The sequence below is a fragment of the Streptomyces sp. NPDC023157 genome, from assembly GCF_055560575.1.
Genome location: NZ_JBVHIL010000004.1, coordinates 538919 through 559710 on the forward strand (window position 1 = coordinate 538919; position 20792 = coordinate 559710).

The following is a 20792-nucleotide window of genomic DNA, read 5'->3' on the forward strand; positions in this document are numbered from 1 at the left end:
GACCAACCTCCGTACGATGAGGGGGTTTAGCTTTGCCAGTAAAACACCTTTGGACTCAAAGGTAAATGAGGGAGACCGCCGCCGCATGCCCGAGAACGCCGACGACACCGTCCGCGAACTGCTGCTGCTCATGCCCCGCCTGATCGGCCGGGCCAAGCGGATCCCCGTACCCGAGCCGCTGCGCTCCCTCGACCTGGCCCCGCGCCACCTCTCCCTGCTCGCCCTGCTCCTCTTCGACGGGGCGATGTCCGTCAACGAGCTCGCCGCCCGGCTGGAGGTCGCGCCGACCACGGTCAGCCTGCTCGTGGGCGACCTGAGCCGGAAGGGCGTCCTGGAACGGCGCGAGGACGAGCGGGACCGGCGCCGCCGGATCGTCCGGATCACCGACTCCCACACCCCGGCCATCACCGCCTGGCTGGCCCCCGGCGCGACGGCCTGGCGCGCGGCCCTCGCCCCGCTGACGGCGGAGCAGCGGCGCCTCTTCGTGGACACCCTGCTCGCCTACGAGGCGGCGGTCGGCGAGGCCGACTGAGGCGCGGGGGTTCTCATCTGACACTCCGTCAGCTTCAATGGGCGGTGTGATGGGACACGCTGGGATGGCGGCCACCGCCGTCCGATACCTGAGATCGGCCGGTGCGCCCACGGCCGTGGAACCCCTGCCCCGCCCCGCGCTGCGCGCCGTACGGGACGACGAACGCCTGTCGGTCGACCCCGCCGAGTTCCGGCGCGTGCTCGGGCACTTCGCGAGCGGGGTCACGATCGTGACGGCCCTGGACGAGGAAGGGCCGACGGGCTTCGCCTGCCAGTCCTTCGCGTCGCTCTCCCTCGACCCGCCGCTGATCGCCTTCATGGTCGCCCGCACGTCGACGACCTGGCCCCGCATCGCCCGCGCCGGCACCTTCTGCGTCAACATCCTCGGCGCCGACCAGGGCGAACTGTGCCGCTCCTTCGCGGTGAGCGGCGCCGACAAGTTCGCGGGCGTGCCCTGGACCCCCGCCCCGGCCACCGGCTCCCCGCGCCTCCCGGACGCCCCGGCCTGGCTCGACTGCGCGATCACCACCGTGCACACGGGCGGCGACCACCTCATCGTGGTCGGCCGCGTGGAGACCCTCGACGCCACGGACGACACGGCCGACCCGCTGCTGTTCCACCGGGGGCGGTTCGGGCGGTTCAGCGCGTAGCGGGGGGCGCCTTGCGGAGCTCGTACAGGCGCGGCGCGTCCGGGTCTCCGAAGAGCTGGTAGAGCGCGGGTACGGCGTCGGTACCGCCCACCTCCCAGGCGGGCCAGAAGCAGCCGTCGACGCTGAGCTCGACCTCCTGGCGTCCGCTGCCGTCGGCGACCCGGTGGGCCCAGCCGCCCTCACCCGTGCACTCCGCGGTGAGGACGTTGTCGTACTCGTCGACGACCTCGCGGACGACGCCCTCGACCGTGACCCGGCCGTCCGCCGTGAACGTCAGCCTGCCGCCGCTGCCGTCCGTCCAGGTGCCGACCAGGGCCTTCCCGGAGAGGCGCGGCGGAGCGTAGGTCGGGATCAGCCCGGTGTGCCCGGCGACGCCGCCCGCCATGCCGACGCCCAGGACGGCGGCCGTGCCCCACAGGAGCACCGTCACGAACGAGCCGCGCCGCGCCCTGCGGGCGGCCAGCGCGGCCACGGTCAGTCCCGCCCAGCCGACGGGCCACCACCACCAGGCCCCGAGGAGCGGGACGAGCAGGGCGGCGGGGACGATCGCCACGAGCGCCAGCCAGCGCCAGGTCCGGCCCCCGAACCGGTCTTCCAGGGCCTCGCTCAGGCCCACCGCAGGAAGGACGAGGGCCAGGGACACCAGGGCCGTGCCGAACAGCCAGACCACCGTGAGGACCGGCAGGAACAGCGGGGCCATCGCGTCGTAGCCGCTGCCGTACGACGGCTGGGTGTCGCTCCACGTCTCGGTGCCGATCCAGACGGCGACACTCTCCAGACACAGCACCAGGACCGAGACCCAGAGCATCCGGCCGGAAGTCCGCCCGTCCTGCTCCTGCTCCCGTTCCCGCTCGTCCGCCATGTCCTCGTACGCCATGTACGGTCACCCCCCAGCCGCCATCATGCTCCTGCCGTAGCCACCGCCCCCGACTGGGGCCTGCGGATCACCAGGGCCATCAGCGCCGCCGCCGCGCACAGGGCGCCGGAGGCGTACCAGACGAGGTCGTAGGAGCCGAAGACGTCGCGGGCGACGCCGCCGGCGAAGGCGATGACGGCGGCGCCCACCTGGTGGGAGGCGAGGACCCAGCCGAAGACGATGGCACTGTCCTCGCCGTAGTGCTCGCGGCACAGGGCGATGGTCGGCGGGACCGTGGCGACCCAGTCGAGGCCGTAGAAGACGATGAAGAACAGCATCGGCGGGTGCACGGACGGGGCCAGCAGCATCGGCAGGAAGAGCAGCGAGATGCCGCGCAGGGCGTAGTAGACGGCGAGGAGGCGGCGGGCCTCGAAGCGGTCGGTGAACCAGCCCGAGGCGATCGTGCCGACCACGTCGAAGACGCCGATCACGGCGAGCAGTCCGGCCGCCGCGGTCACCGGCATGCCGTGGTCGTGGGCGGCGGGTACGAAGTGGGTCTTCACCAGGCCGTTGGTGGAGGCGCCGCAGATCGCGAAGGTGCCGGCCAGGAGCCAGAAGGGGCCCGTGCGGGCCGCCTTGAACAGGACGGTGAGGGCGCGGCGGGCCGCCCCCGTGACCGGGGCGGGCTTGGCGGCGTACTCCCCGCCGTACGGGGCCAGGCCCACGTCCGCCGGGTGGTCGCGCAGCAGCAGCCACACGAAGGGCACCACCGCGAGCGCGGACAGCGCGACCGTGACGGAGGCGGGGCGCCAGCCGTGGTGTTCGACCATCCACGACAGCAGCGGCAGGAAGACCAGCTGCCCCGAGGCCCCGGCCGCGGTCAGGATGCCGGTGACCAGGCCGCGCCGCGCGACGAACCAGCGGTTGGTGACCGTCGCGGCGAACGCAAGCGCCATGGAGCCGCTGCCGAGGCCGACGAGGACGCCCCAGAACAGGATCAGCTGCCAGGCCGCCGTCATCCACACGGTGAGGAGGGACCCGGCCGCGATGACCGTGAGGGCCACCGCCACGACCTTCCGGATGCCGAAGCGGTCCATCAGCGCCGCCGCGAACGGCGCCGTCACGCCGTACAGCGCGAGGTTCACGGAGACCGCCAAGCCGATCGTGCCGCGCGACCACTGGAACTCGCCGTGCAGCGGCTCGATGAGGAGACCGGGCAGCGAGGCGAAGGCCGCCGCCCCGATGATCGTGACGAAGGTGACGGCCGCGACGAACCAGGCGCGGTGCACGCGGGGGGTGGGACGGGGAGGGCGGAGGGCGGAGGGCTCGGGGGACGGTGCGGTCTCGGCTGTCTCGATTGACTGGGTCACGTCATACAGGATCCGGCCGCCGGGTCCCGGCCACCATTGGCCCGAAGGCCGCGTTTCCAACGGATCGGGCCACACTCCGATCCGAGGCCCGATCCGCCCGCCGCGGGCCACCCCCCGGGCCCGATTCACCCCTCACCGGACACCCCCGGGCCCCCGCCCCGCGCTACAGCCTCGGCAGCGTCCTGATCGGGCGCACCACCAGCAGCGCCGCCACCACGAGGACCGCGATGCCCGCCCCGGCCAGCAGCACCTGTTCCGTGCCCACCACGGCCGCCACCGGGCCCGACAGCGTCCGGCCGACGCCCATCATCAGCAGCGATCCGGCCACGTCGTACGCGTGCATCCGGTTCAGCGCGTCCTGCGGGACGTGCGTCTGGACCGCCGTGGACCACATCACCAGCCAGAAGGCGAAGGCCGCGCCGCCGATGAACTGGCCCGCGTACAGCAGCGGTACGGCCGCGTCGGTGCCGAGCAGCAGCAGGTTCACCGGGAGGCCGAGCAGGGCGACCGCGCCGGCGGCCAGCGGGCGGACCGGGCGGAGCCGCAGGGCGAGCAGGCCGCCGACGGCGCTGCCCGCGCCGTTGACGCCCATCAGGACGCCGTATGTCGCCGAGCCGTGCTGCCCGGTCACCAGGCTCGCGGTGAGCGGCACCGCCGGGCCCGCGACGGTCAGCCCGTACACCGTCCAGATGGCGATGACCCCCCACAGCCAGCTGCGGGCCCGGAACTCGCGCCAGCCGAGGGCGAGTTCGGAGGCCATCGAGCCGCGCCGGATCCCGTCGGAGGGGACCGGCGCGATCCGCAGCAGGGTGAAGCAGACGGCGCTGACCGCGAAGGCGGCGCCGTTGACGGCGAAGGCCGCGCCGGCGTTCCACAGGGCGACGAGCAGACCGGCGGCGGCCGGGCCCGCCATGGTCATCAGCGCCTCGACGACCCGGAGCACCGCGTTGGCCCGCTGCACGTCGGGGGCGATGCGGGGGATCGTGGACGCGACGCCCGGCTGGAACAGGGCGGCGCCGACGCCGCTGACGGCAGACAGCGCGTACACGGCCCACAGCGGCGGGCTGCCGAGCGCGAAGGTGACCCCGAGCAGCACGGCGCCGGGCAGCCGCAGGAGGTCGGCGAGGATCATCATGCGCCGCGCGGTGAAGCGGTCGGCGAGGACGCCTCCGAAGAGCACGAAGACGGCGAAGGACGCGGTCCACAGACCGAGCGCGTAGCCGACGGTGGATCCGGAGTGACCTGCGCCGATGAGTCCGGCGGCGAAGGCGACCGGGACCATGCCCTCGCCGAACACGGCGACCGCGCGGGCGACGAAGAAGAGCCGGAAGTTACGGTTCCAGAGCGCGGGCGGCTCGGTGGGGGCGGGGAACCCCTCGGCGGGTGCGGGCGGCTCGACGGGAGCGGGAATCCGCCCGTCGGCCTCAGACTTGTACGTGTTGTCCGTCACGAGCACACAGACGTACCAGTGGAATGGTCTGGACCACCACTGTATTTCGGAGGTCGAGCCAGCTTTGAACAGCCCACGCCCCCACCGGGTCGCCGTCCTCGCCCTGCCCGGACTGCTCCCCTTCGAACTGGGCATACCCCACCGCATCTTCGGCCGCGCCAGGGACGGCGAGGGGCGGCTGCTGTACGAGATCGTCACCTGCGCGACGGCCGCCGGGCCGGTCCAGACCGACGCCGACTTCTCCGTGCACGTCGAGCACGGCCCCGAGGTCCTCGGCACCGCCGACACGGTCGTCATCCCCGCCTCGTACGAACTCGGCCCCGTCCACGACGAGGGCCGCCTGCCCCCCGAGCTGGCGGCGACCCTCGCGCACATCCGGCCCGGCACCCGGCTCGTCGCCATCTGCACCGGCGGGTACGTGCTGGCCGCCGCCGGCCACCTCGACGGGCGCCCGGCCACCACCCACTGGGCCTCCGCCGAGCACTTCCAGCGCCTCTTCCCCCGGGTACGCGTCGACGCGGACGTCCTCTTCGTGGACGACGGCGACGTGCTGACCTCGGCCGGCGTCGCCGCCGGGATCGACCTGTGCCTGCACATCGTCCGCCGCGACCACGGCGCCGGCGTCGCCAACGACGTGGCCCGGCGCACGATCGTGCCCCCGCACCGGGACGGCGGGCAGGCCCAGTACATCGCGCGGCCGGTCCCGGAGTCCGGCACCTCGACCACGACCACGGCCCGCGCCTGGGCCCTCGCCCACCTCCACGAGCCGATCCAGCTGCGGGACCTGGCGGTCCGGGAGTCGATGAGCGTGCGCACCTTCACCCGCCGCTTCCGCGAGGAGGTCGGCATCAGCCCCGGCCAGTGGCTCACCCAGCAGCGCGTCGAACGCGCCCGCCACCTCCTGGAATCCACCGCCCTCCCGGTCGACCAGATCGCCCACGACGCGGGCTTCGGCACCGCCCAGTCACTGCGGGTGCACCTCCAGACGGCGATCGGCGTGACCCCCACGGCGTACCGGCGCACCTTCCGGACGGCGGGGGCCGCCGGCTAGCCGGGCCGGAAGGCCGGAGCCCCGGCCCGGAAGGCCACGCCCCCCGTCAGAAGGTCAGCACCCCCCGCGCCACCTTCCCCTGCTCCGCGTCCTCCACCGCCCGCGCGAACTCCTCCACCGGGTACGTCTGCGTGACGAGTTCGTCGAGGAGGAGGCGGCCGGAGAGGTAGAGGTCGGCGTAGAGGGCGATGTCCTTCTGGGGGCGGGAGGAGCCGTAGCGGCAGCCCAGGATCGACTTGTCCAGGAACATCGCGGCCGGCAGGAAGGTCGCCTCGGCCTTCGGGGCGGTCATGCCGAGGAGGATCGCCTGGCCGTGCCGGTCGAGCAGGTCGATCGCGGTGCGGACGAGGCCGGTGTGGCCCACGCACTCGAAGACGTGGTCCGCGCCGGTCGGCAGGATCTCCCGTACCGCGTCCGTCGAGGTGAGGAAGTGGGTCGCGCCGAACTCGCGGGCCACCTGCTCCTTCGCCGGGTTGGTGTCGACGGCGACGATCGTCGTCGCGCCCGCGATCCGGGCGCCCTGGAGGACGTTGAGGCCGATGCCGCCGGTGCCGATGACGACGACGGTCTCGCCGCGGTCGACCCTGGCCCGGTTGAGGACGGCGCCGACGCCGGTGAGGACGCCGCAGCCCATGAGGGCGGCGGAGGTCAGCGGGATCTCGGTGGGGATCCTCACCGCCTGGACGGCCTTCACGACGGTCTTCTCCGCGAAGGAGGAGTTCGACGCGAACTGGAACAGCGGCTGCCCGGCGCGGGAGAACGGCTGTTTGGGCATCCCGATGGCCTTGCGGCACATCGTCGGGCGCCCCCGGTCGCATTCGGCGCAGGCCCCGCAGTTGGCGAGGGTGGACAGGGCCACGTGGTCGCCCGGCACGACATGGGTGACGCCGGGGCCGACGGCCTCGACGATCCCGGCGCCCTCGTGGCCGAGGATGACGGGCGCGGGGAAGGGGATCGTGCCGTCGACGACCGAGAGGTCGCTGTGGCACAGCCCGGCCGCCGCGATGCCGACCAGCACCTCGCCGGGCCCCGGGTCGCGGACCTCCAGGTCGTCGACGACCCGGACCTGCTTCCCGTCGAAGACGACGCCTCTCATGATCCGTTCTCCTCACGGGAGTTGGGGCGGTCCTTGGCCGCCGCGGCGCGCGCCATCTCCTCCAGCTGCTGGAGCATCGGCATCGGGTCGGTGCCGACCGTGCCCGGGAGGAAGTCGGCGATCCGGTCCGGGGTCCAGGCGCCGCCCTCCGCGTACCCGGCGCGCAGCTCGCGGGGCTGGGCCCAGACGGCGATCTTGGGCCCGGCGATCGTGTAGACCTGGCCGGTGATCTTCTCGGCCCTGGCCCGTTCGGAGAGCAGGTAGACGACGAGCGCGGCCACGTCCTCCGGCTCGCCGATCTCCTTGAGCTCCATCGGCACGTTGGCCGACATCCGGGTGCGGGCGACGGGCGCGACCGCGTTGGCGGTGACGCCGTACTTGTGGAGGCCGAGGGCCGCCGAGCGGACCAGGGAGATGATGCCGCCCTTGGCCGCCGAGTAGTTGGCCTGGGCGACGGAGCCCTGGTGGTTGCCGCTGGTGAAGCCGATGAGGGTGCCGCCGCCCTGGCGGCGCATGACCGCCGAGGCGGCCCGGAAGACGGTGAAGGTGCCCTTGAGGTGGGTGGCGACGACGGGGTCCCACTCCTCCTCGGACATGTTGAAGAGCATCCGCTCGCGCAGGATGCCGGCCACGCACACGACGCCGTCGATGCGCCCGTACTCGGCGAGCGCCACGTCGACGATCCGCTGCCCGCCCGCCATCGTCGAGATGTCGTCGGCGACGGCGACGGCCGCCCCGCCGGCGGCCTCGATCTCCTTGACGACGGACTCGGCGACCTCGCTCGTCGGCTCGCCGCCCTCGATGGAGACCCCGTAGTCGTTGACGACGACCTTCGCGCCCTCCGCGGCGCAGGCGAGGGCGACCGCACGGCCGATCCCCCGCCCCGCGCCCGTCACGGCGACGACCTTCCCTGCCAAGAAGTTCCCCACGTCCGGCCCCTTCCCGCGGTTTCTGACGGTCCGTTAGATTCTTTCGTCGTCAGGATTCTACGGCCCGTCAGATACCGGAAAACAAGACCCCGGAGGCCCGATGTCTTCGCCCAGCGCCCTTCCGCCGGAATTCCACGAGATCGCCAAGCGCGTCAACAACTGGGGCCGTTGGGGCCAGGACGACGAGATCGGCACCCTCAACCTGATCACCGACGAGGTGGTCCGCGAGGCCGCCGCCACCGTCCGCACCGGCCGCCGCGTCCCCCTGGCCGTCGCCCTCGAACAGGACGGCGTGCAGACCGGCATGATCCCCGGCCGGGTCAACCCGCTGCACGTCATGGTCCAGATCAACCAGGAGCTCTTCGGCCCCGGCACCGTCGCCACCAGCGACGACGCCGTGACCCTCGGGCTCCAGGCCGGCACCCACTGGGACGCGCTCACCCACGCCTCGCACTCGGGGCGGATCTACAACGGGCGGCCCGCCTCCACCATCACCCCGCACGGGCGCTCACAGTTCAGCGGCATCCACACCGCCCGGCACCTGGTGAGCCGCGGGGTGCTGCTCGACGTGGCCGCCGCCAAGGGCCTGGACCGGCTGCCCGGCGACCACGCCGTCACGCCCGAGGACCTCGACGAGGCGGCGGAGTTCGGCGGGGTCACCGTACGGCCGGGCGACATCGTGCTCGTACGGACGGGGCAGATCCAGGCCTATCTGGCCGGGGACAAGCACGGGTACGCGTTCCCGTCGCCCGGTCTGTCCGTGCGGACGCCCGAGTGGTTCCACGCCCGGGACGTGGCGGCCGTCGCCAACGACACGCTCACCTTCGAGATCTTCCCGCCGGAGATCGAGAACCTGTGGCTGCCCGTGCACGCCCTCGACCTGGTCGAGATGGGCATGCTCCAGGGGCAGAACTGGAACCTGGAGGAACTGTCCACAGCCTGTGCACAAGAACGGCGGTACGCGTTCCTGCTCTCCGCGATGCCCGAGCCCTTCGTGGGCGGCACCGGCACACCGGTGGCACCGGTGGCCGTCCTCTGAGCCGGGGGCGCGACCTCGGGCCCGCGCGGGTCCGCACGGGACGGCGAGGTCCGCACGGGACGGGCCCGCGCGGGACGGCGTCGGGTGGCGGCGCACTCGCGCGCGCCCCGAGCACGGCACGAAGGCCGCCACCCGTCACGACCCGCGCCGGTCGAGGGGCGCGGTGCCCCTCGACTCCCCTCGCCGTACGAATCGCTCACCCAAGGGTGGTCAATTCGCCACGAACCGTCAACAGTGCACCCGGGCGGGTGAGCCCTGCGCGAGGGGACCCGCGGCCGGAGCCCGGTCCACCTCGCACCAGATGCTCTTGCCCGCGCCCTCGCGCTGCCAGCCCCACCGGTCGGCGAGCCCGTCGACCAGCTCCAGGCCGCGCCCGTTGGTGTCCTCGCCCTCCGCGTGCCGGGGTTTCGGCGGGCGGTCGCTGGTGTCGGCGACCTCGACCCGCACCCCGCCCCTGCCGAACAGCATCCGCAGCACGGCCGGGCAGCCCGTGTGGACCACCGCGTTGGTGACGAGTTCGGAGATGAGCAGCACCAGCGTGTCCGCCAGCGGCTCGTCGTCCCCTATCCCCGACCCCGCCAGCCGCGACCGCGCCCACCGCCGGGCGCGTCCCACCTCGGCCGGATCGGCTCCGACCTCCAACTGAACCTGAAGCACCTGCACCGTTCACACCATCCGAACCGGCGGACACATCGCCTCGCGCCTCACAGCCATCAGCGTCCTTACAGAACGTGATTCCCTTGCGAGACAGCATGGTTGACGTACAGTCACCGCAACAAGCGCTATGGGCATATTCCAGCGCGAAGGAGTACGCGTAGTCCATACTGTGCGACGCACTCTGCGGGGAGTCGAACAGGGGCGCGCACAGCGCCTCCGTGGGGCGCGAGCGGCGCGCATTCCCGGACCCGGAGCCACCGCGTCGGCAGCACCGGTGCGATCCGGGCTCACAAGCACTCGCATCCCACGGAGCGTACCGGAGCCGGAGGCCGACTCCGGGCCGTGACGGCCCCGCCGAAGGACACAACACGATATCGACGCTGTGTCACCTCCCCGCTACAACGAGCCCGCCACCAGCTCCTCCGCCGCCGCCCCCGAGAGTCCGCGCTCGGCCCGCACCCAGGCGCGCTTGAGGTGCAGATGCACATCGGCCTCCCAGGTGAAGCCCATGCCGCCGTACACCTGGAGGCAGTCCCGCGCACACGCGGTCGCGGCCTCGTCGGCGAGCAGCCGGGCCCCGGCGATCTCGACGGGATCGGCGGTCACGGCGGCGGCGTAGACGGCGACCCGGGCGACCTCTGTTCGTACGAGCATCCGCGCACACAGATGCTTGACGGCCTGAAACCCCCCGATCGGCTGCCCGAACTGCTCCCGGGTCCGGGCGTGGGCGACGGCCAACTCGGTGGTACGAGCGGCGGACCCGAGCTGCTCGGCGGCGGTGAGGAGGGAGACTTCGTGAGAAGCCGAACCCGCCTCCGTCTCCGCGGCCCCCGTTGTGGGCAGGCGTCCCGCGGGGCGGGACGGGTGGGCACCACCCACGACGGCGGGCGCCCGGTGCAAGGGCGTCAACGGATCGACGCTCCGCACGGCCACGGCCCCCTCCGCGTCACCGAGCACGACATCGGCGGCCTCCAGCCACTCGACGAGCCCGCTCGGATCAACGGCGGTGACCACGACGGCCCCCTCCCCGGCCCCCGACACCTCCCCCGCCGCCAGATGCGTAGCGATCAACGGCCCCGGCAGCAACACCCGCCCCGCCTCCTCGAAGAGGAGCACCGCCTCCGGAAGCCCGAGCCCGACGCCCCCGTCGGCCTCGGGCAGCCGGAGCGCGAAGAAGCCGGCGGCGCCGAGCTCGCGCCACAGCTCCCGGTCGAGCACGGCCGCCCCGCCCGCGCCACGACCGTCGACCGCGCCCCGCAGCGCCTCCCGGCCGAACCGCCGCTCCAGGAGTTCCCGTACGCCTCGCTTGAGCGCCCTCTGGTCCTCGGTGAGTCGGAAGTCCATGGACGGCTTCACCGGCCCTTCGGCAGGCCGAGGATGCGCTCGGCGACGATGTTCTGCTGGATCTGCGAGGTGCCGGCGGCGATGGTGTACGAGAGCGAGGAGAGCCGGTCCTGGTTCCATTCGCGGGCCAGGTCGAGCGCGTCGGGTCCGAGGACGGCGGCGGCCGCGTCGTACAGCTCCTGGCGGGCGTGCGAGTAGCGCAGCTTGAAGACGGAGCCCCCGGTGCCGGGGACGCCGCCGCTGGCCTGGGCCTCGCTGACGTTCCACTGGGTGAGCCGCCACAGCGCCTGGAACTCGGCGCCGAGGCGGCCGAGGCGGCGGCGCAGGACGGGGTCGTCCCAGGTGCCGTTCTCGCGGGCGGTGCGGGCGAGTTCGCCGAGGACGCGGCGGCAGGCGACGACCTCGCCGACGAAGGCGGTGCCGCGTTCGAAGGAGAGGGTGACCATGGTGACCCGCCAGCCGTCGTTCTCCTCGCCCACCCGGTTGCCGACGGGCACCCGTACCTCGTCGAGGAACATCTCGGCGAACTCGGTGGACCCGGCGAGGGTGCGCAGCGGCCGGACGGTGATGCCGGGGGCGTCCATGGGCATGGCGAGCCAGGTGATGCCCCGGTGTTTGGGGGCGTCCGGGTCGGTGCGGACGAGGAGTTCGCACCAGTCGGCGGCCTCGGCGTGGGAGGTCCAGATCTTCTGGCCGGTGACGACGTACGCGTCGCCGTCGCGGACGGCCCGGGTGCGGAGGGCGGCGAGGTCGGAGCCGGCGTCGGGTTCGCTGAAGCCCTGGCACCAGACCTCGTCGCCGCGCAGGACGGGTTCCAGCCAGCGGGCGCGCTGTTCGGGCGTGCCTTCGGCGGCGATGGTGGGTCCGGCGTGGAGGAGGCCGACGAAGTTGGCGCCGACGTAGGGGGCGCCGGCGCGTTCGGTCTCCTCCAGGAAGATCAGGCGCTGGGTCGGGGAGGCGTCCCAGTGGACGTGCCCGTATCCGGCGTCGTAGAGGCGCCGCTGCCAGCCGCAGTCGTAGGCGCGCCGGGCCGGCCAGTCGAGCGGGTCGGGCCTGGGCGGCAGGCCGGGCAGTTCGGCGGCGAGCCATTCCCGCAGCCGGGCCCGGAACTCCTCCTCCTCGTCGGTGCAGGCGAGCTCCATCAGACGATTCCGAGGCCGAGCATGCGGATGGCGTTGCCGCGCATGAGTTTGTAGACGGTCTCGTCGTCGAGGCCCTTGACGTGGTCGAGGGCGACGTCCTTGGTGTGCGGGAACGTGGAGTCGACGTGCGGGTAGTCGGTCTCGAAGGTGGCGTTGTCGCGGCCGACGACGTCGAGCGAGGCGATGCCGTGCTTGTCGCGGAAGAAGCAGCAGAAGATCTGCCGGTAGTAGTACGTGGAGGGGGGCTCGGGGATCAGGTCGCGGACGCCGCCCCAGGCGCGGTGCTCCTCCCACACGTCGTCGGCGCGCTCCAGGGCGTACGGGATCCAGCCCATCTGGCCCTCGCTGTAGGCCAGCTTGAGGCGGGGGAACCTCACCAGGACGCCGGAGAAGAGGAAGTCCATCATCGACGCCATCGCGTTGTTGAAGGAGAGGGACGCCTGGACGGCGGGCGGGGCGTCAGGGGAGGCGGCCGGCATCTGGCTGCTGGAGCCGATGTGCATGTTCACCACCGTCCCGGTCTCCTGGCAGACGGCGAAGAACGGATCCCAGTAGCCGGAGTGGATGGACGGCAGTCCGAGGTGGGTGGGGATCTCCGAGAAGGTGACGGCCTTCACCCCGCGCGCCGCGTTGCGCCGGATCTCGGCGACCGCGAGGTCGATGTCCCAGAGCGGGATGATGCACAGCGGGATCAGCCGGCCGCCGCTGTCGCCGCACCACTCCTCGACCATCCAGTCGTTGTAGGCGCGGACGCAGGCGAGGGCGACCTCCTTGTCGTGCGCCTCGGCGAAGGTCTGGCCGCAGAAGCGGGGGAAGGTGGGGAAGCAGAGGGAGGCCTCGACGTGGTTGAGGTCCATGTCCTTGAGCCGCGCGGCCGGGTCCCAGCAGCCGCGCCGCATCTCCTCCCGGGTGATGCCCTCCAGGGTCATGTCGTCGCGGTCGAAGCCGACGGCGGCGATGTTGCGCTTGTACGGGAACTTGAGGTCCTCGTAGATCCACCAGTCGGTGGGCGGACCGTCGGGGTCCATCGTGATCTGGTACTTCCCGGCGACGTAGGCGAGCTCGCCGATCCCGGCGGTGAGGGCCTTGGGTCCGCGGTCGCGGTACTTCGCCGGCAGCCAGGTCTCGAAGAGGTGGGCCGGCTCGATCACGTGGTCGTCGACGCTGATGATGCGGGGCAGTTCCGTCATGGAGCCCTCTCCCATTTCTGATGACCCGTCAGATCCGATGGGGTCAGGCTAGCCCCGCACCCCTGGACCGACAAGCGCCGGACCTCTACGCTCACCGCACCATCTGACGGAACGTCAGCCATGAGGAGTACGGGATGAACGAGACCGCACACGCCCTGGGCGAGTCCCGCACGCTCTGGGAGCTCGTCGAACGCCGCGCCGGACTGACCCCCGACCGCCCCGTCCTGCTCCAGGGCGACCGCACCCTGACCTTCGGCGAACTGCGCGACCGCGCCGAGCGCTGCGCGGCCGGACTGTACGGGGAGGGGGTGCGCCCCGGGACCGTCGTCGCCTGGCAGCTGCCGACCCGGATCGAGACGGCCGTGCTCTCCTTCGCGCTGGCCCGCCTCGGCGCCGTACAGACCCCGGTGATCCCCTTCTACCGGGACAAGGAGGTCGGCTTCGCGCTGCGCGAGTCCGGCGCCGAGTTCTTCGCCGTCCCCGGGGTCTGGCGCGGCTTCGACCACACGGAGATGGCCCGGCGGCTCGGCGCGCGCGGCATCCTCGAAACCTACGACGCCCTGCCCGACGGCGACCCGGCCGTGCTCCCGCCGCCGCCCGCCTCCGGCACCGACGTCCGCTGGATCTACTGGACCTCCGGCACCACCTCCGACCCGAAGGGCGTCCTGCACACCGACCGCTCCCTCCTCGCCGGCGGCTCCTGCCTGGCCCACGCCCTGCACCTCAGCGACGCCGACGTGGGCTCGATGGCCTTCCCGTACGCGCACATCGCGGGACCCGACTACACGGTGATGCTGCTGCTGTACGGGTTCCCGGCGGTCATGTTCGAACAGTTCGCGCTGCCCGAGGCACTGGAGGAGTACCGCAAGCACGGCGTCACGGTCGCGGGCGGGTCCACCGCCTTCTACTCGATGTTCCTCGCCGAGCAGCGCAAGCAGCCGGGCGAGCCGGTCATCCCCACCCTGCGCCTCCTCGCCGGCGGCGGCGCCCCGAAGCCGCCCGAGATCTACCACGCGGTCGTCCGGGAGATGGGCTGCCAGCTCACCCACGGCTACGGCATGACGGAGGTCCCCATGATCACCATGGGCGACCCCGGCGACACCCCCGAGAACCTGGCCACCACCGAGGGCCGCCCGCCCGCCGGCATGGAGATACGCGTCACCGCCGACGGCGAGGTCCGGCTGCGCGGCGAGGCCGTCTGCCGCGGCTACCTGGACCCGGCCCAGACCGCCGCAGCCTTCGACGAGGACGGCTTCCTCATCACCGGGGACGTCGGCCACCTCACGGAGGGCGGCCACCTCGTCCTCACCGGCCGCATCAAGGACATCATCATCCGCAAGGGCGAGAACATCTCGGCCAAGGAGATCGAGGACCTCCTCCACGAACACCCCGGCGTCGGCGACGCCGCCGTCATCGGCCTGCCCGACGCCGAACGCGGCGAACGCGTCTGCGCGGTCGTCGAACAGCCCGAGGGCGCCGAACCCCTCACCCTGGAGACGATGACCGCCTTCCTCCGCACGGCCGGCCTCTCCGTCTTCAAACTCCCCGAACAACTGGAACTCGTGGACGCCCTCCCCAGGAACGAGACCCTGCGCAAGGTCCTCAAGTACAAGCTGCGCGAGCGGTACGCCTGAGCGGCCGACCTGCGGGGGGGGGGGGCTGCGGGGGGCGGGCGGGGGCCCCGCGCCGGGGCGTAAATCCCTGCCGGAGGAAAACGGTCCTGTTAGCCTGGAACGGACGTTGACCGTGTAGCGAGGAGAGCGGCGGACATGGCGGGTGACGACGACATCTCCGGGTGAGACCCGGATGTGAGAGGCCACCGGAGGCGCGTGTGAGCGCCGGGCCCGTGGTCCCGCAGTCGTCCCCTTCTCCGCTTCCGCCAGGGCAGTGGATCCGTCCTGCCCGCCCTCCTTCACGTACGAGGTCACCTCCATGTCTTCTGCCGCCATCGTCGGCTCCCACCTCTCCTTCTCCTGGCCGGACGACACCCCGGTCTTCACCGACCTGTCCTTCGCCGTCGGCGCCGGCCGTACGGGCCTGGTGGCCCCCAACGGCTCCGGCAAGAGCACGCTGCTCAAACTGATCGCCGGCGTCCTGCGGCCCCGCGCCGGCACCGTGACCGTGGACGGCACCCTCGGCTACCTCCCGCAGAGCCTGCCGCTGACCGGCGAACTCACCGTCGCCGAGGTGCTGGGCGTCGACGCGGTGATCCGGGCCATCGACGCCGTCGAGTCGGGCGACGTGGCCGAGGAGCACTTCACCGCCATCGGCGACGACTGGGACATCGAGGAACGCACCCGCGCCCAGCTCGACCGCCTCGGCCTCGGCGAACTCGCCCTCGACCGGCGGCTCGGCACCCTCAGCGGCGGCCAGGCCATCTCCCTCGGACTCGCCGGGCAGCTCCTGAAGCGGCCCGACGTGCTCCTCCTTGACGAACCCACCAACAACCTCGACCTGACCGCCCGGCACCGCCTGTACGACGTCCTCGCCGACTTCAACGGCTGCCTGCTGCTCGTCAGCCACGACCGCGCCCTGCTCGACCGGATGGAGCGGATCGCCGAACTCGACCGCGGGGAACTGCGCCTGTACGGCGGCGACTTCACCGCCTACGAGGAGGCCGTACGGGCCGAGCGCGAGGTCGCCGAGAAGAACGTGCGCAGCGCCGAACAGGAGCTGAAGCGGGAGAAGCGGGAGATGCAGCAGGCCCGTGAGCGCGCCGAGCGGCGGCAGAGCAACGCCGCCCGCAACCTCAAGAACGCCGGCCTGCCCCGTATCTTCGCCGGGAACATGAAGCGCGGCGCGCAGGAGTCCGCGGGCCGCGCGGGACAGACCCACGCCACCCGGGTCGGCGACGCCCAGGCCCGGCTCGACGAGGCCGGGCGGGCCGTGCGGGACGAGCAGCGCCTCACCCTCGACCTGCCCGACACCGACGTCCCCGCCGGCCGCACCCTCTTCGTCGGCGAGCGGCTCCAGGCCCGGCTCGGCGACCGGCCCGTGTTCGCGGAACCGGGCGTCGACCTCACCGTCCGGGGCCCCGAACGCATCGCGCTCACCGGCCCGAACGGAGCGGGCAAGAGCACCCTGCTGCGCCTGCTCGGCGGCGACCTCGCCCCCGACGGCGGCGCGCTCAAGCGGGCCGACGGGCGGATCGCCGCCCTCTCCCAGCGCCTCGACCTGCTGGACCCGGCCCGCAGCGTCGCCGAGAACTTCGCCGACTTCGCGCCCCACCGCCCGGAGGCCGAGCGGATGAACCTGCTCGCCCGCTTCCTCTTCCGCGGCACCGGCGCCCACCTGCCCGTGGCCGACCTGTCCGGCGGCGAACGGCTGCGCGCCACCCTGGCCTGCGTCCTGTACGCCGAACCGGCCCCCCACCTCCTGCTCCTCGACGAGCCGACCAACAACCTCGACCTCGTCAGCACGGGCCAGCTGGAGAGCGCCCTGAACGCCTACCGGGGCGCCTTCGTCGTGATCAGCCACGACGAGCGCTTCCTGCGGGAGATCGGGGTGGAGCGGTGGCTGCGGCTGGCCGACGGGACGCTCACGGAGACGGGCGCGCCGACCCCGTAGGGCCGGCGGCCCTAGGAGGCCCGGGCGACGGGCCCCAGCGGCGCGGCCGCCTCGTCGAGGGCCGCGGGGAGATCCGCGTACACCTCGAAGAGGCGGCGTACGCCCAGGGCGGCGAGCACGCGGTTGACGTGGGCGCCGTCCTCGGCGCCCCGCGCGGGCAGGATCAGCCGGAGGCGCCCGCCGCAGGAGCGCATCAGACGCCGGGCGGCGACCAGCACGCCGACGCCGCTGGAGTCGCAGAAGCGGACCGCGGACAGGTCGAGGACCACGTCGCGCCGGCCGCCCGCCACGGCGTCGTGGACGCGTCTGCGGACCAGCGGGGAGGTGACCAGGTCCAGTTCGCCGCTGACGCGGAGCACGGTCCATGGGTTCTGCTCGTCCTCGTCGACCCGGATCGTCACGAGCGGCGCCTTTCAAACGGAGGCAGTGCTTCCTGTGCCCTCCCGCTGCCCCGTCGGAACGCCGCGAAACCCCCGGCGGCGAGGTTGCCCTGTTCCTTACCATCCGGTCATCCGTCAAGGGCGCACTTGCGGCAAAGAGGAGTGCGCCGGGTCCCCGCCCGTTACTTTGGAGGAGAACCCGGGTCAGGAGGGCCGGGCCGTCGGGGAGGGCTTCGGATGGCGAAGGACACACCACCGCGCTGGGACCGCAGGATGCAGCAGCGCCTCGCACGCGGCGAAGCGGCGGCCCTCGGCGAGCTGTACGACCGCTACGCCTCCCTCGTGCACAGCCTCGCCCACCGGGTCCTCGACGACGACGACGCGGCCGACCAGATCACCCGCGAGGTCTTCGGCTACATCTGGGAGAACCCCGACGCCTACGACCCCAAGCAGGGCAACATGCGCGCCTGGGTCGCCCGGCTCACCCAGCGGCAGGCCGTCCACCGGCTGCGCCAGTCCGAGGCGACGGCGTACGCGGAGCGCGGCGAGGGCTCGGCCGAGGAGCTGGAGCAGAAGGTGCGCCGGGCGTCGGTCGCGGCCCGCGCGGACTACATCGTCACCTCGATGCCGACGCCGCTGCGGCAGGCCCTGGAGCTGGCCTACTTCCAGCGCCGGGACTACCGGCAGACCGCCGCCGACCTGGGCGTCACCGAGGACGAGGCCCGCCGCAGGCCGCGGCTCGGCCTCCAGCTGCTGTCCACCGCCCACACCCGCGCGATCGAGGGCTCCTCGCCACCCGGCTCCTACGGGCGTCCGCTGTGACCGGGGCGAACGGCGATCCCGACGAGACCGCACGCGCCCCGCGGATACCCGGCCCCAGGTGGGCGGCGGACGACCACGCGGACCTGACGGGGTCGACGCCCGCCCCGGACCCGGCCCCGGACCCGGCCCCGGAGCCGCTCCCCCACCGGGTGCTCAAGTCCCTGCTCGGCGCCTGGGCCCTGTCCGCCTGCTCGGCGGAGGAGACCGAGGCCGTCGAGGAGCACCTCACCGAGTGCGCGCCGTGCGCCGACGAGGCGCTGCGGCTGCGCGACGCGGTCGGGCTGCTGCACGCCGAACGCGACCTGGACCTCGACCCGCTGCTGCGCTCGCGGGTCCTGGAGAACTGTCTGGGCCGGCGCCCGGCCCGTATCCCCGTGCCCGCCTGGGCCACCCCGTACGACGCCGAGACCGCCCGGCTCGACGCGCTGCTCCGCGACATCGGCGAGGCGGAGTGGCACGCGCCGGTGCGGCTGAAATGGTTCGAGGACGAGCGCCGGGTGAACCGGAAGACGACCGTGGCCGGGGTGATCGGGCATCTCCTCGCCGTCGACGGCCTGGTGGCCGCCTCGCTCGGCCTCGACGACCCGCTGGGCCCCGGCGGCGCGGGCGAACTCACGCCGACCGAGCGGACGGAGGCGTACTGGAACAGCTCGTCCCGGCCGCCGACCCGTGCGGTCCGCGAGCCCTGGCGGGAACAGAGCCACACCCTCATCCGCACCGCCTCCTTCGCGGGCCGCGGCGTCGCGGACCTCACGGTGACGTACGGGGACTTCGCGCTGCCGCTGCGGGACTCGCTCCTGGAGCGGGCCTTCGAGTGCTGGGTGCACGCCGGGGACATCGCGCGGGCGGTGGACTACCCGTACGAGCCGCCCAGCGGCGCGCACATGCACGGCATGATCGACCTCGCGGCCCGGCTGCTGCCCGCTACCCTCGCCGGGCGCCGCCGCACGGGCCTGGCGGCCCCGGCCCGCGAACTGGTCACGGCCGGCGCGCCCGGCCGCTCGCTCCACCTGGAGATCGAGGGTGCGGGCGGCGGGCACTGGTTCATCGCCCTGGACTCGCCCGCCGCGCTCGGCACCCGCGAGCGCGCGGTGGCCCAGGTGGCGATGGACGGCGTCGAGTTCTTCCAGCTGGTCGCCGGGCACGTCCCGCCGGAGGAGGCCGCGGCGGGGCAGGACGGCGACCGGGAGGCGATCCGCGACGTGCTGTGCGCGGCGGCGTCGCTGAGCCGGATGTAGCGGGCCACCGGGGGCTACGCGAAGACGACCGTGCGGCGCCCGTTGAGCAGGATGCGGTGCTCGGCGTGCCACTTCACGGCCCGGGCCAGCGCCTGGCACTCCACGTCGCGGCCGGTCGCCACCAGCTGGTCGGGGGTCACCTCGTGGCCGACCCGCTCGACCTCCTGCTCGATGATCGGGCCCTCGTCGAGGTCGGCGGTCACGTAGTGCGCGGTGGCACCGATCAGCTTCACCCCGCGCGCGTGCGCCTGGTGGTAGGGCTTGGCGCCCTTGAAGCTGGGGAGGAAGGAGTGGTGGATGTTGATGATCCGCCCGGAGAGCCGCTTGCACAGGTCGTCGGAGAGGACCTGCATGTAGCGGGCGAGGACGACCAGCTCGACGTCCTCGTCGCGGACGAGGGCGAGGAGTTCCGCCTCGGCCTCCGCCTTGGTGTCCTTGGTGACCGGAATGTGCCGGAACGGGATGCCGTACGAGCCGACCAGCTCCGCGAAGTCCGTGTGGTTGGAGACGACCGCCACGATCTCGACGGGCAGCGCGCCGATCCGCGAGCGGAAGAGCAGGTCGTTCAGGCAGTGGCCGAATTTCGACACCATCAGCACGACGCGCATCCGCTCGTCGGCCCGGTTGATCTGCCAGTCCATGACGAACGAGTCGCCCACCGCGGCGAAGCTGGCCCGCAGCTTCTCGACCGTGACCGGCGCCTCCGCCGAGAAGTGGACCCGCATGAAGAAGAGGCCGCTGTCCCGGTCTCCGAACTGCTGGCTGTCCTCGATGTTGCATCCCGTGATGAAGAGATAGCTCGACACGGCGTGCACGATGCCCTGCTTGTCGGGGCAGGAGAGGGTGAGGACGTACTGGTCGGTCATTGGCCCAGCCTGCCACACCGGGCGGACCGTCCCGCGCCGCCGTCCGTCAGGCGGAACGGGTCATGATGCGCAGGACCTCCAGGGAACGCGGCGGCACCTCGGGGTCCTCGCCGTCCGCCGTCGCCATCCGTACGTGTGCCTCGCGGGCGGCCCGCACCGCCTCCGGCCACCCGTGGTGCTCCATGTACGCGGAGACCTGGGCGTCCGGGCCGACCTGGTGCATGATCCGCAGCACCCGCAGCACGGCCACGTCCACGAGGGCGGCCTCGCCGGAGTCGCGGAAGATCGTTCCCACGTACTTCTCGGCGGACCAGTTGTCCAGCCAGGTGTCCTCGACCAGGCGGTAGACGGCGTCCGTGACGTCGCCGTACCCCTCCTGGCCGGCCAGCCAGGTCGTGTCGTGGAACCCCGGATCCGAAAGCATGTGCAGCGCCGAGCGCACGTTGCTGCGCCAGCGCCACCACGGCATGTCGTTGAGAGGCATGCCGCCCATGGTGGAGGAGCGACGGCCACGACGGGAAGAGTTCACCGAAGGGGAGGTGGTACCGGACATCGTTCGATCGTACGTTCACCCACTGACAGCGTCCTTTCCGGGCCCGGGCGACCCCCGTAAT

The 20792-nt window shown here is 72.8% G+C and carries 20 protein-coding genes; 8 read left to right on the forward strand and 12 right to left on the reverse strand.

All coding sequences use genetic code 11. The annotated features are described in order from the left end of the window. Positions 1–85 precede the first annotated feature (85 nt). Both ACZ3ZE_RS17550 and ACZ3ZE_RS17555 read left to right on the forward strand, forming a co-directional pair. Positions 86–532: a MarR family transcriptional regulator gene (locus ACZ3ZE_RS17550; protein ID WP_361165616.1), complete on the forward strand. Its 447-nt coding sequence runs from the start codon at positions 86–88 to the stop codon at positions 530–532. 64 nt (positions 533–596) lie between these two features. Further along, complete coding sequence (locus ACZ3ZE_RS17555) at positions 597–1181, forward strand: flavin reductase family protein (RefSeq protein WP_361166384.1); 585 nt, start codon at positions 597–599, stop codon at positions 1179–1181. Here ACZ3ZE_RS17555 and ACZ3ZE_RS17560 read toward each other — a convergent pair. From ACZ3ZE_RS17560 to ACZ3ZE_RS17570, 3 genes are all read right to left on the reverse strand, one after another. Further along, positions 1171–2058, reverse strand: coding sequence for a hypothetical protein (locus tag ACZ3ZE_RS17560; RefSeq protein ID WP_467259615.1), 888 nt, complete (start codon positions 2056–2058; stop codon positions 1171–1173). The genes ACZ3ZE_RS17555 and ACZ3ZE_RS17560 overlap by 11 nt on opposite strands. 23 nt (positions 2059–2081) lie before the next feature. Beyond that, positions 2082–3407, reverse strand: a complete 1326-nt coding sequence (locus tag ACZ3ZE_RS17565) for an MFS transporter (protein WP_467259617.1) — start codon at positions 3405–3407, stop codon at positions 2082–2084. Between the two features lie 163 nt (positions 3408–3570). Further along, positions 3571–4863 carry an MFS transporter gene (locus ACZ3ZE_RS17570; protein ID WP_442303739.1) on the reverse strand — a complete coding sequence of 431 codons (1293 nt, stop codon included), beginning with the start codon at positions 4861–4863 and terminating at the stop codon, positions 3571–3573. A 58-nt stretch (positions 4864–4921) separates the two neighbouring features. Between ACZ3ZE_RS17570 and ACZ3ZE_RS17575 the strand changes: the two genes are divergently transcribed. Continuing rightward, entirely contained in the window at positions 4922–5908 is a 987-nt protein-coding gene (locus tag ACZ3ZE_RS17575) for a GlxA family transcriptional regulator (protein ID WP_361165604.1), read from the forward strand. A gap of 46 nt (positions 5909–5954) precedes the next feature. Here the strand turns inward: ACZ3ZE_RS17575 and ACZ3ZE_RS17580 are convergent, their stop codons facing one another. Both ACZ3ZE_RS17580 and ACZ3ZE_RS17585 read right to left on the reverse strand, forming a co-directional pair. Next, positions 5955–7004, reverse strand: coding sequence for a Zn-dependent alcohol dehydrogenase (locus tag ACZ3ZE_RS17580; RefSeq protein WP_467259620.1), 1050 nt, complete (start codon positions 7002–7004; stop codon positions 5955–5957). Continuing rightward, a complete protein-coding gene (locus tag ACZ3ZE_RS17585) occupies positions 7001–7933 on the reverse strand; it encodes an SDR family NAD(P)-dependent oxidoreductase (RefSeq protein ID WP_361621281.1) in 933 nt (310 codons plus the stop codon). Before ACZ3ZE_RS17585 ends, ACZ3ZE_RS17580 begins: the two co-directional genes overlap by 4 nt. 100 nt (positions 7934–8033) lie before the next feature. Between ACZ3ZE_RS17585 and ACZ3ZE_RS17590 the strand changes: the two genes are divergently transcribed. Then, positions 8034–8972: a cyclase family protein gene (locus ACZ3ZE_RS17590; RefSeq protein ID WP_361621278.1), complete on the forward strand. Its 939-nt coding sequence runs from the start codon at positions 8034–8036 to the stop codon at positions 8970–8972. A 228-nt stretch (positions 8973–9200) separates the two neighbouring features. Here the strand turns inward: ACZ3ZE_RS17590 and ACZ3ZE_RS17595 are convergent, their stop codons facing one another. The 4 genes from ACZ3ZE_RS17595 to ACZ3ZE_RS17610 all read right to left on the reverse strand — a co-directional run bounded on the left by ACZ3ZE_RS17595 (position 9201) and on the right by ACZ3ZE_RS17610 (position 13305). Beyond that, on the reverse strand, positions 9201–9635 hold the full coding sequence (locus tag ACZ3ZE_RS17595; RefSeq protein ID WP_361165593.1) for an ATP-binding protein: 435 nt from the start codon (positions 9633–9635) through the stop codon (positions 9201–9203). A gap of 390 nt (positions 9636–10025) precedes the next feature. After that, positions 10026–10973, reverse strand: coding sequence for an acyl-CoA dehydrogenase family protein (locus tag ACZ3ZE_RS17600; protein ID WP_467259622.1), 948 nt, complete (start codon positions 10971–10973; stop codon positions 10026–10028). An 8-nt stretch (positions 10974–10981) separates the two neighbouring features. Further along, the gene (locus ACZ3ZE_RS17605) at positions 10982–12115 is read right to left on the reverse strand and encodes an acyl-CoA dehydrogenase (RefSeq protein WP_467259624.1); all 1134 of its coding nucleotides are present in this window, start codon (positions 12113–12115) and stop codon (positions 10982–10984) included. After that, complete coding sequence (locus tag ACZ3ZE_RS17610) at positions 12115–13305, reverse strand: amidohydrolase family protein (protein WP_361165584.1); 1191 nt, start codon at positions 13303–13305, stop codon at positions 12115–12117. Before ACZ3ZE_RS17610 ends, ACZ3ZE_RS17605 begins: the two co-directional genes overlap by 1 nt. Before the next feature lie 134 nt (positions 13306–13439). Here ACZ3ZE_RS17610 and ACZ3ZE_RS17615 point away from each other — a divergent pair, with 134 nt between their 5' ends. Both ACZ3ZE_RS17615 and ACZ3ZE_RS17620 read left to right on the forward strand, forming a co-directional pair. Then, complete coding sequence (locus ACZ3ZE_RS17615; protein WP_361165581.1) at positions 13440–14939, forward strand: class I adenylate-forming enzyme family protein; 1500 nt, start codon at positions 13440–13442, stop codon at positions 14937–14939. A 298-nt stretch (positions 14940–15237) separates the two neighbouring features. Further along, positions 15238–16872 carry an ABC-F family ATP-binding cassette domain-containing protein gene (locus ACZ3ZE_RS17620; protein WP_467259627.1) on the forward strand — a complete coding sequence of 545 codons (1635 nt, stop codon included), beginning with the start codon at positions 15238–15240 and terminating at the stop codon, positions 16870–16872. A gap of 11 nt (positions 16873–16883) precedes the next feature. Here ACZ3ZE_RS17620 and ACZ3ZE_RS17625 read toward each other — a convergent pair whose 3' ends face one another. Continuing rightward, positions 16884–17273 carry an STAS domain-containing protein gene (locus ACZ3ZE_RS17625; RefSeq protein WP_361165575.1) on the reverse strand — a complete coding sequence of 130 codons (390 nt, stop codon included), beginning with the start codon at positions 17271–17273 and terminating at the stop codon, positions 16884–16886. Positions 17274–17489: 216 nt separating this feature from the next. On the opposite strand from ACZ3ZE_RS17625, the gene ACZ3ZE_RS17630 reads away from it, so the two are divergent. Both ACZ3ZE_RS17630 and ACZ3ZE_RS17635 read left to right on the forward strand, forming a co-directional pair. After that, positions 17490–18074, forward strand: a complete 585-nt coding sequence (locus ACZ3ZE_RS17630; RefSeq protein WP_467259629.1) for a sigma-70 family RNA polymerase sigma factor — start codon at positions 17490–17492, stop codon at positions 18072–18074. Then, positions 18071–19312: a zf-HC2 domain-containing protein gene (locus ACZ3ZE_RS17635; RefSeq protein WP_467259632.1), complete on the forward strand. Its 1242-nt coding sequence runs from the start codon at positions 18071–18073 to the stop codon at positions 19310–19312. The genes ACZ3ZE_RS17630 and ACZ3ZE_RS17635 overlap by 4 nt, the downstream gene beginning before the upstream one ends. 14 nt (positions 19313–19326) lie before the next feature. Here the strand turns inward: ACZ3ZE_RS17635 and purU are convergent, their stop codons facing one another. Continuing rightward, a complete protein-coding gene (gene purU, locus ACZ3ZE_RS17640; protein WP_361165567.1) occupies positions 19327–20178 on the reverse strand; it encodes a formyltetrahydrofolate deformylase in 852 nt (283 codons plus the stop codon). Between the two features lie 46 nt (positions 20179–20224). Next, positions 20225–20671, reverse strand: coding sequence for an SCO4402 family protein (locus tag ACZ3ZE_RS17645; protein WP_361166381.1), 447 nt, complete (start codon positions 20669–20671; stop codon positions 20225–20227). Between the last annotated feature and the right edge of the window lie 121 nt (positions 20672–20792).

What these genes read in the sequence shown, in the direction of transcription:
- ACZ3ZE_RS17550 (WP_361165616.1), top strand. Translation starts at nt 86, where the DNA reads ATGCCCGAGAACGCCGACGACACCGTCCGCGAACTGCTGCTGCTCATG.
- ACZ3ZE_RS17555 (WP_361166384.1), top strand. Translation starts at nt 597, where the DNA reads ATGGCGGCCACCGCCGTCCGATACCTGAGATCGGCCGGTGCGCCCACG.
- ACZ3ZE_RS17560 (WP_467259615.1), bottom strand. Translation starts at nt 2,058, where the DNA reads ATGGCGTACGAGGACATGGCGGACGAGCGGGAACGGGAGCAGGAGCAG.
- ACZ3ZE_RS17580 (WP_467259620.1), bottom strand. Translation starts at nt 7,004, where the DNA reads ATGAGAGGCGTCGTCTTCGACGGGAAGCAGGTCCGGGTCGTCGACGAC.
- ACZ3ZE_RS17590 (WP_361621278.1), top strand. Translation starts at nt 8,034, where the DNA reads ATGTCTTCGCCCAGCGCCCTTCCGCCGGAATTCCACGAGATCGCCAAG.
- ACZ3ZE_RS17600 (WP_467259622.1), bottom strand. Translation starts at nt 10,973, where the DNA reads ATGGACTTCCGACTCACCGAGGACCAGAGGGCGCTCAAGCGAGGCGTA.
- ACZ3ZE_RS17605 (WP_467259624.1), bottom strand. Translation starts at nt 12,115, where the DNA reads ATGGAGCTCGCCTGCACCGACGAGGAGGAGGAGTTCCGGGCCCGGCTG.
- ACZ3ZE_RS17610 (WP_361165584.1), bottom strand. Translation starts at nt 13,305, where the DNA reads ATGACGGAACTGCCCCGCATCATCAGCGTCGACGACCACGTGATCGAG.
- ACZ3ZE_RS17615 (WP_361165581.1), top strand. Translation starts at nt 13,440, where the DNA reads ATGAACGAGACCGCACACGCCCTGGGCGAGTCCCGCACGCTCTGGGAG.
- ACZ3ZE_RS17620 (WP_467259627.1), top strand. Translation starts at nt 15,238, where the DNA reads ATGTCTTCTGCCGCCATCGTCGGCTCCCACCTCTCCTTCTCCTGGCCG.
- ACZ3ZE_RS17630 (WP_467259629.1), top strand. Translation starts at nt 17,490, where the DNA reads ATGGCGAAGGACACACCACCGCGCTGGGACCGCAGGATGCAGCAGCGC.
- purU (WP_361165567.1), bottom strand. Translation starts at nt 20,178, where the DNA reads ATGACCGACCAGTACGTCCTCACCCTCTCCTGCCCCGACAAGCAGGGC.
- ACZ3ZE_RS17645 (WP_361166381.1), bottom strand. Translation starts at nt 20,671, where the DNA reads ATGGGCGGCATGCCTCTCAACGACATGCCGTGGTGGCGCTGGCGCAGC.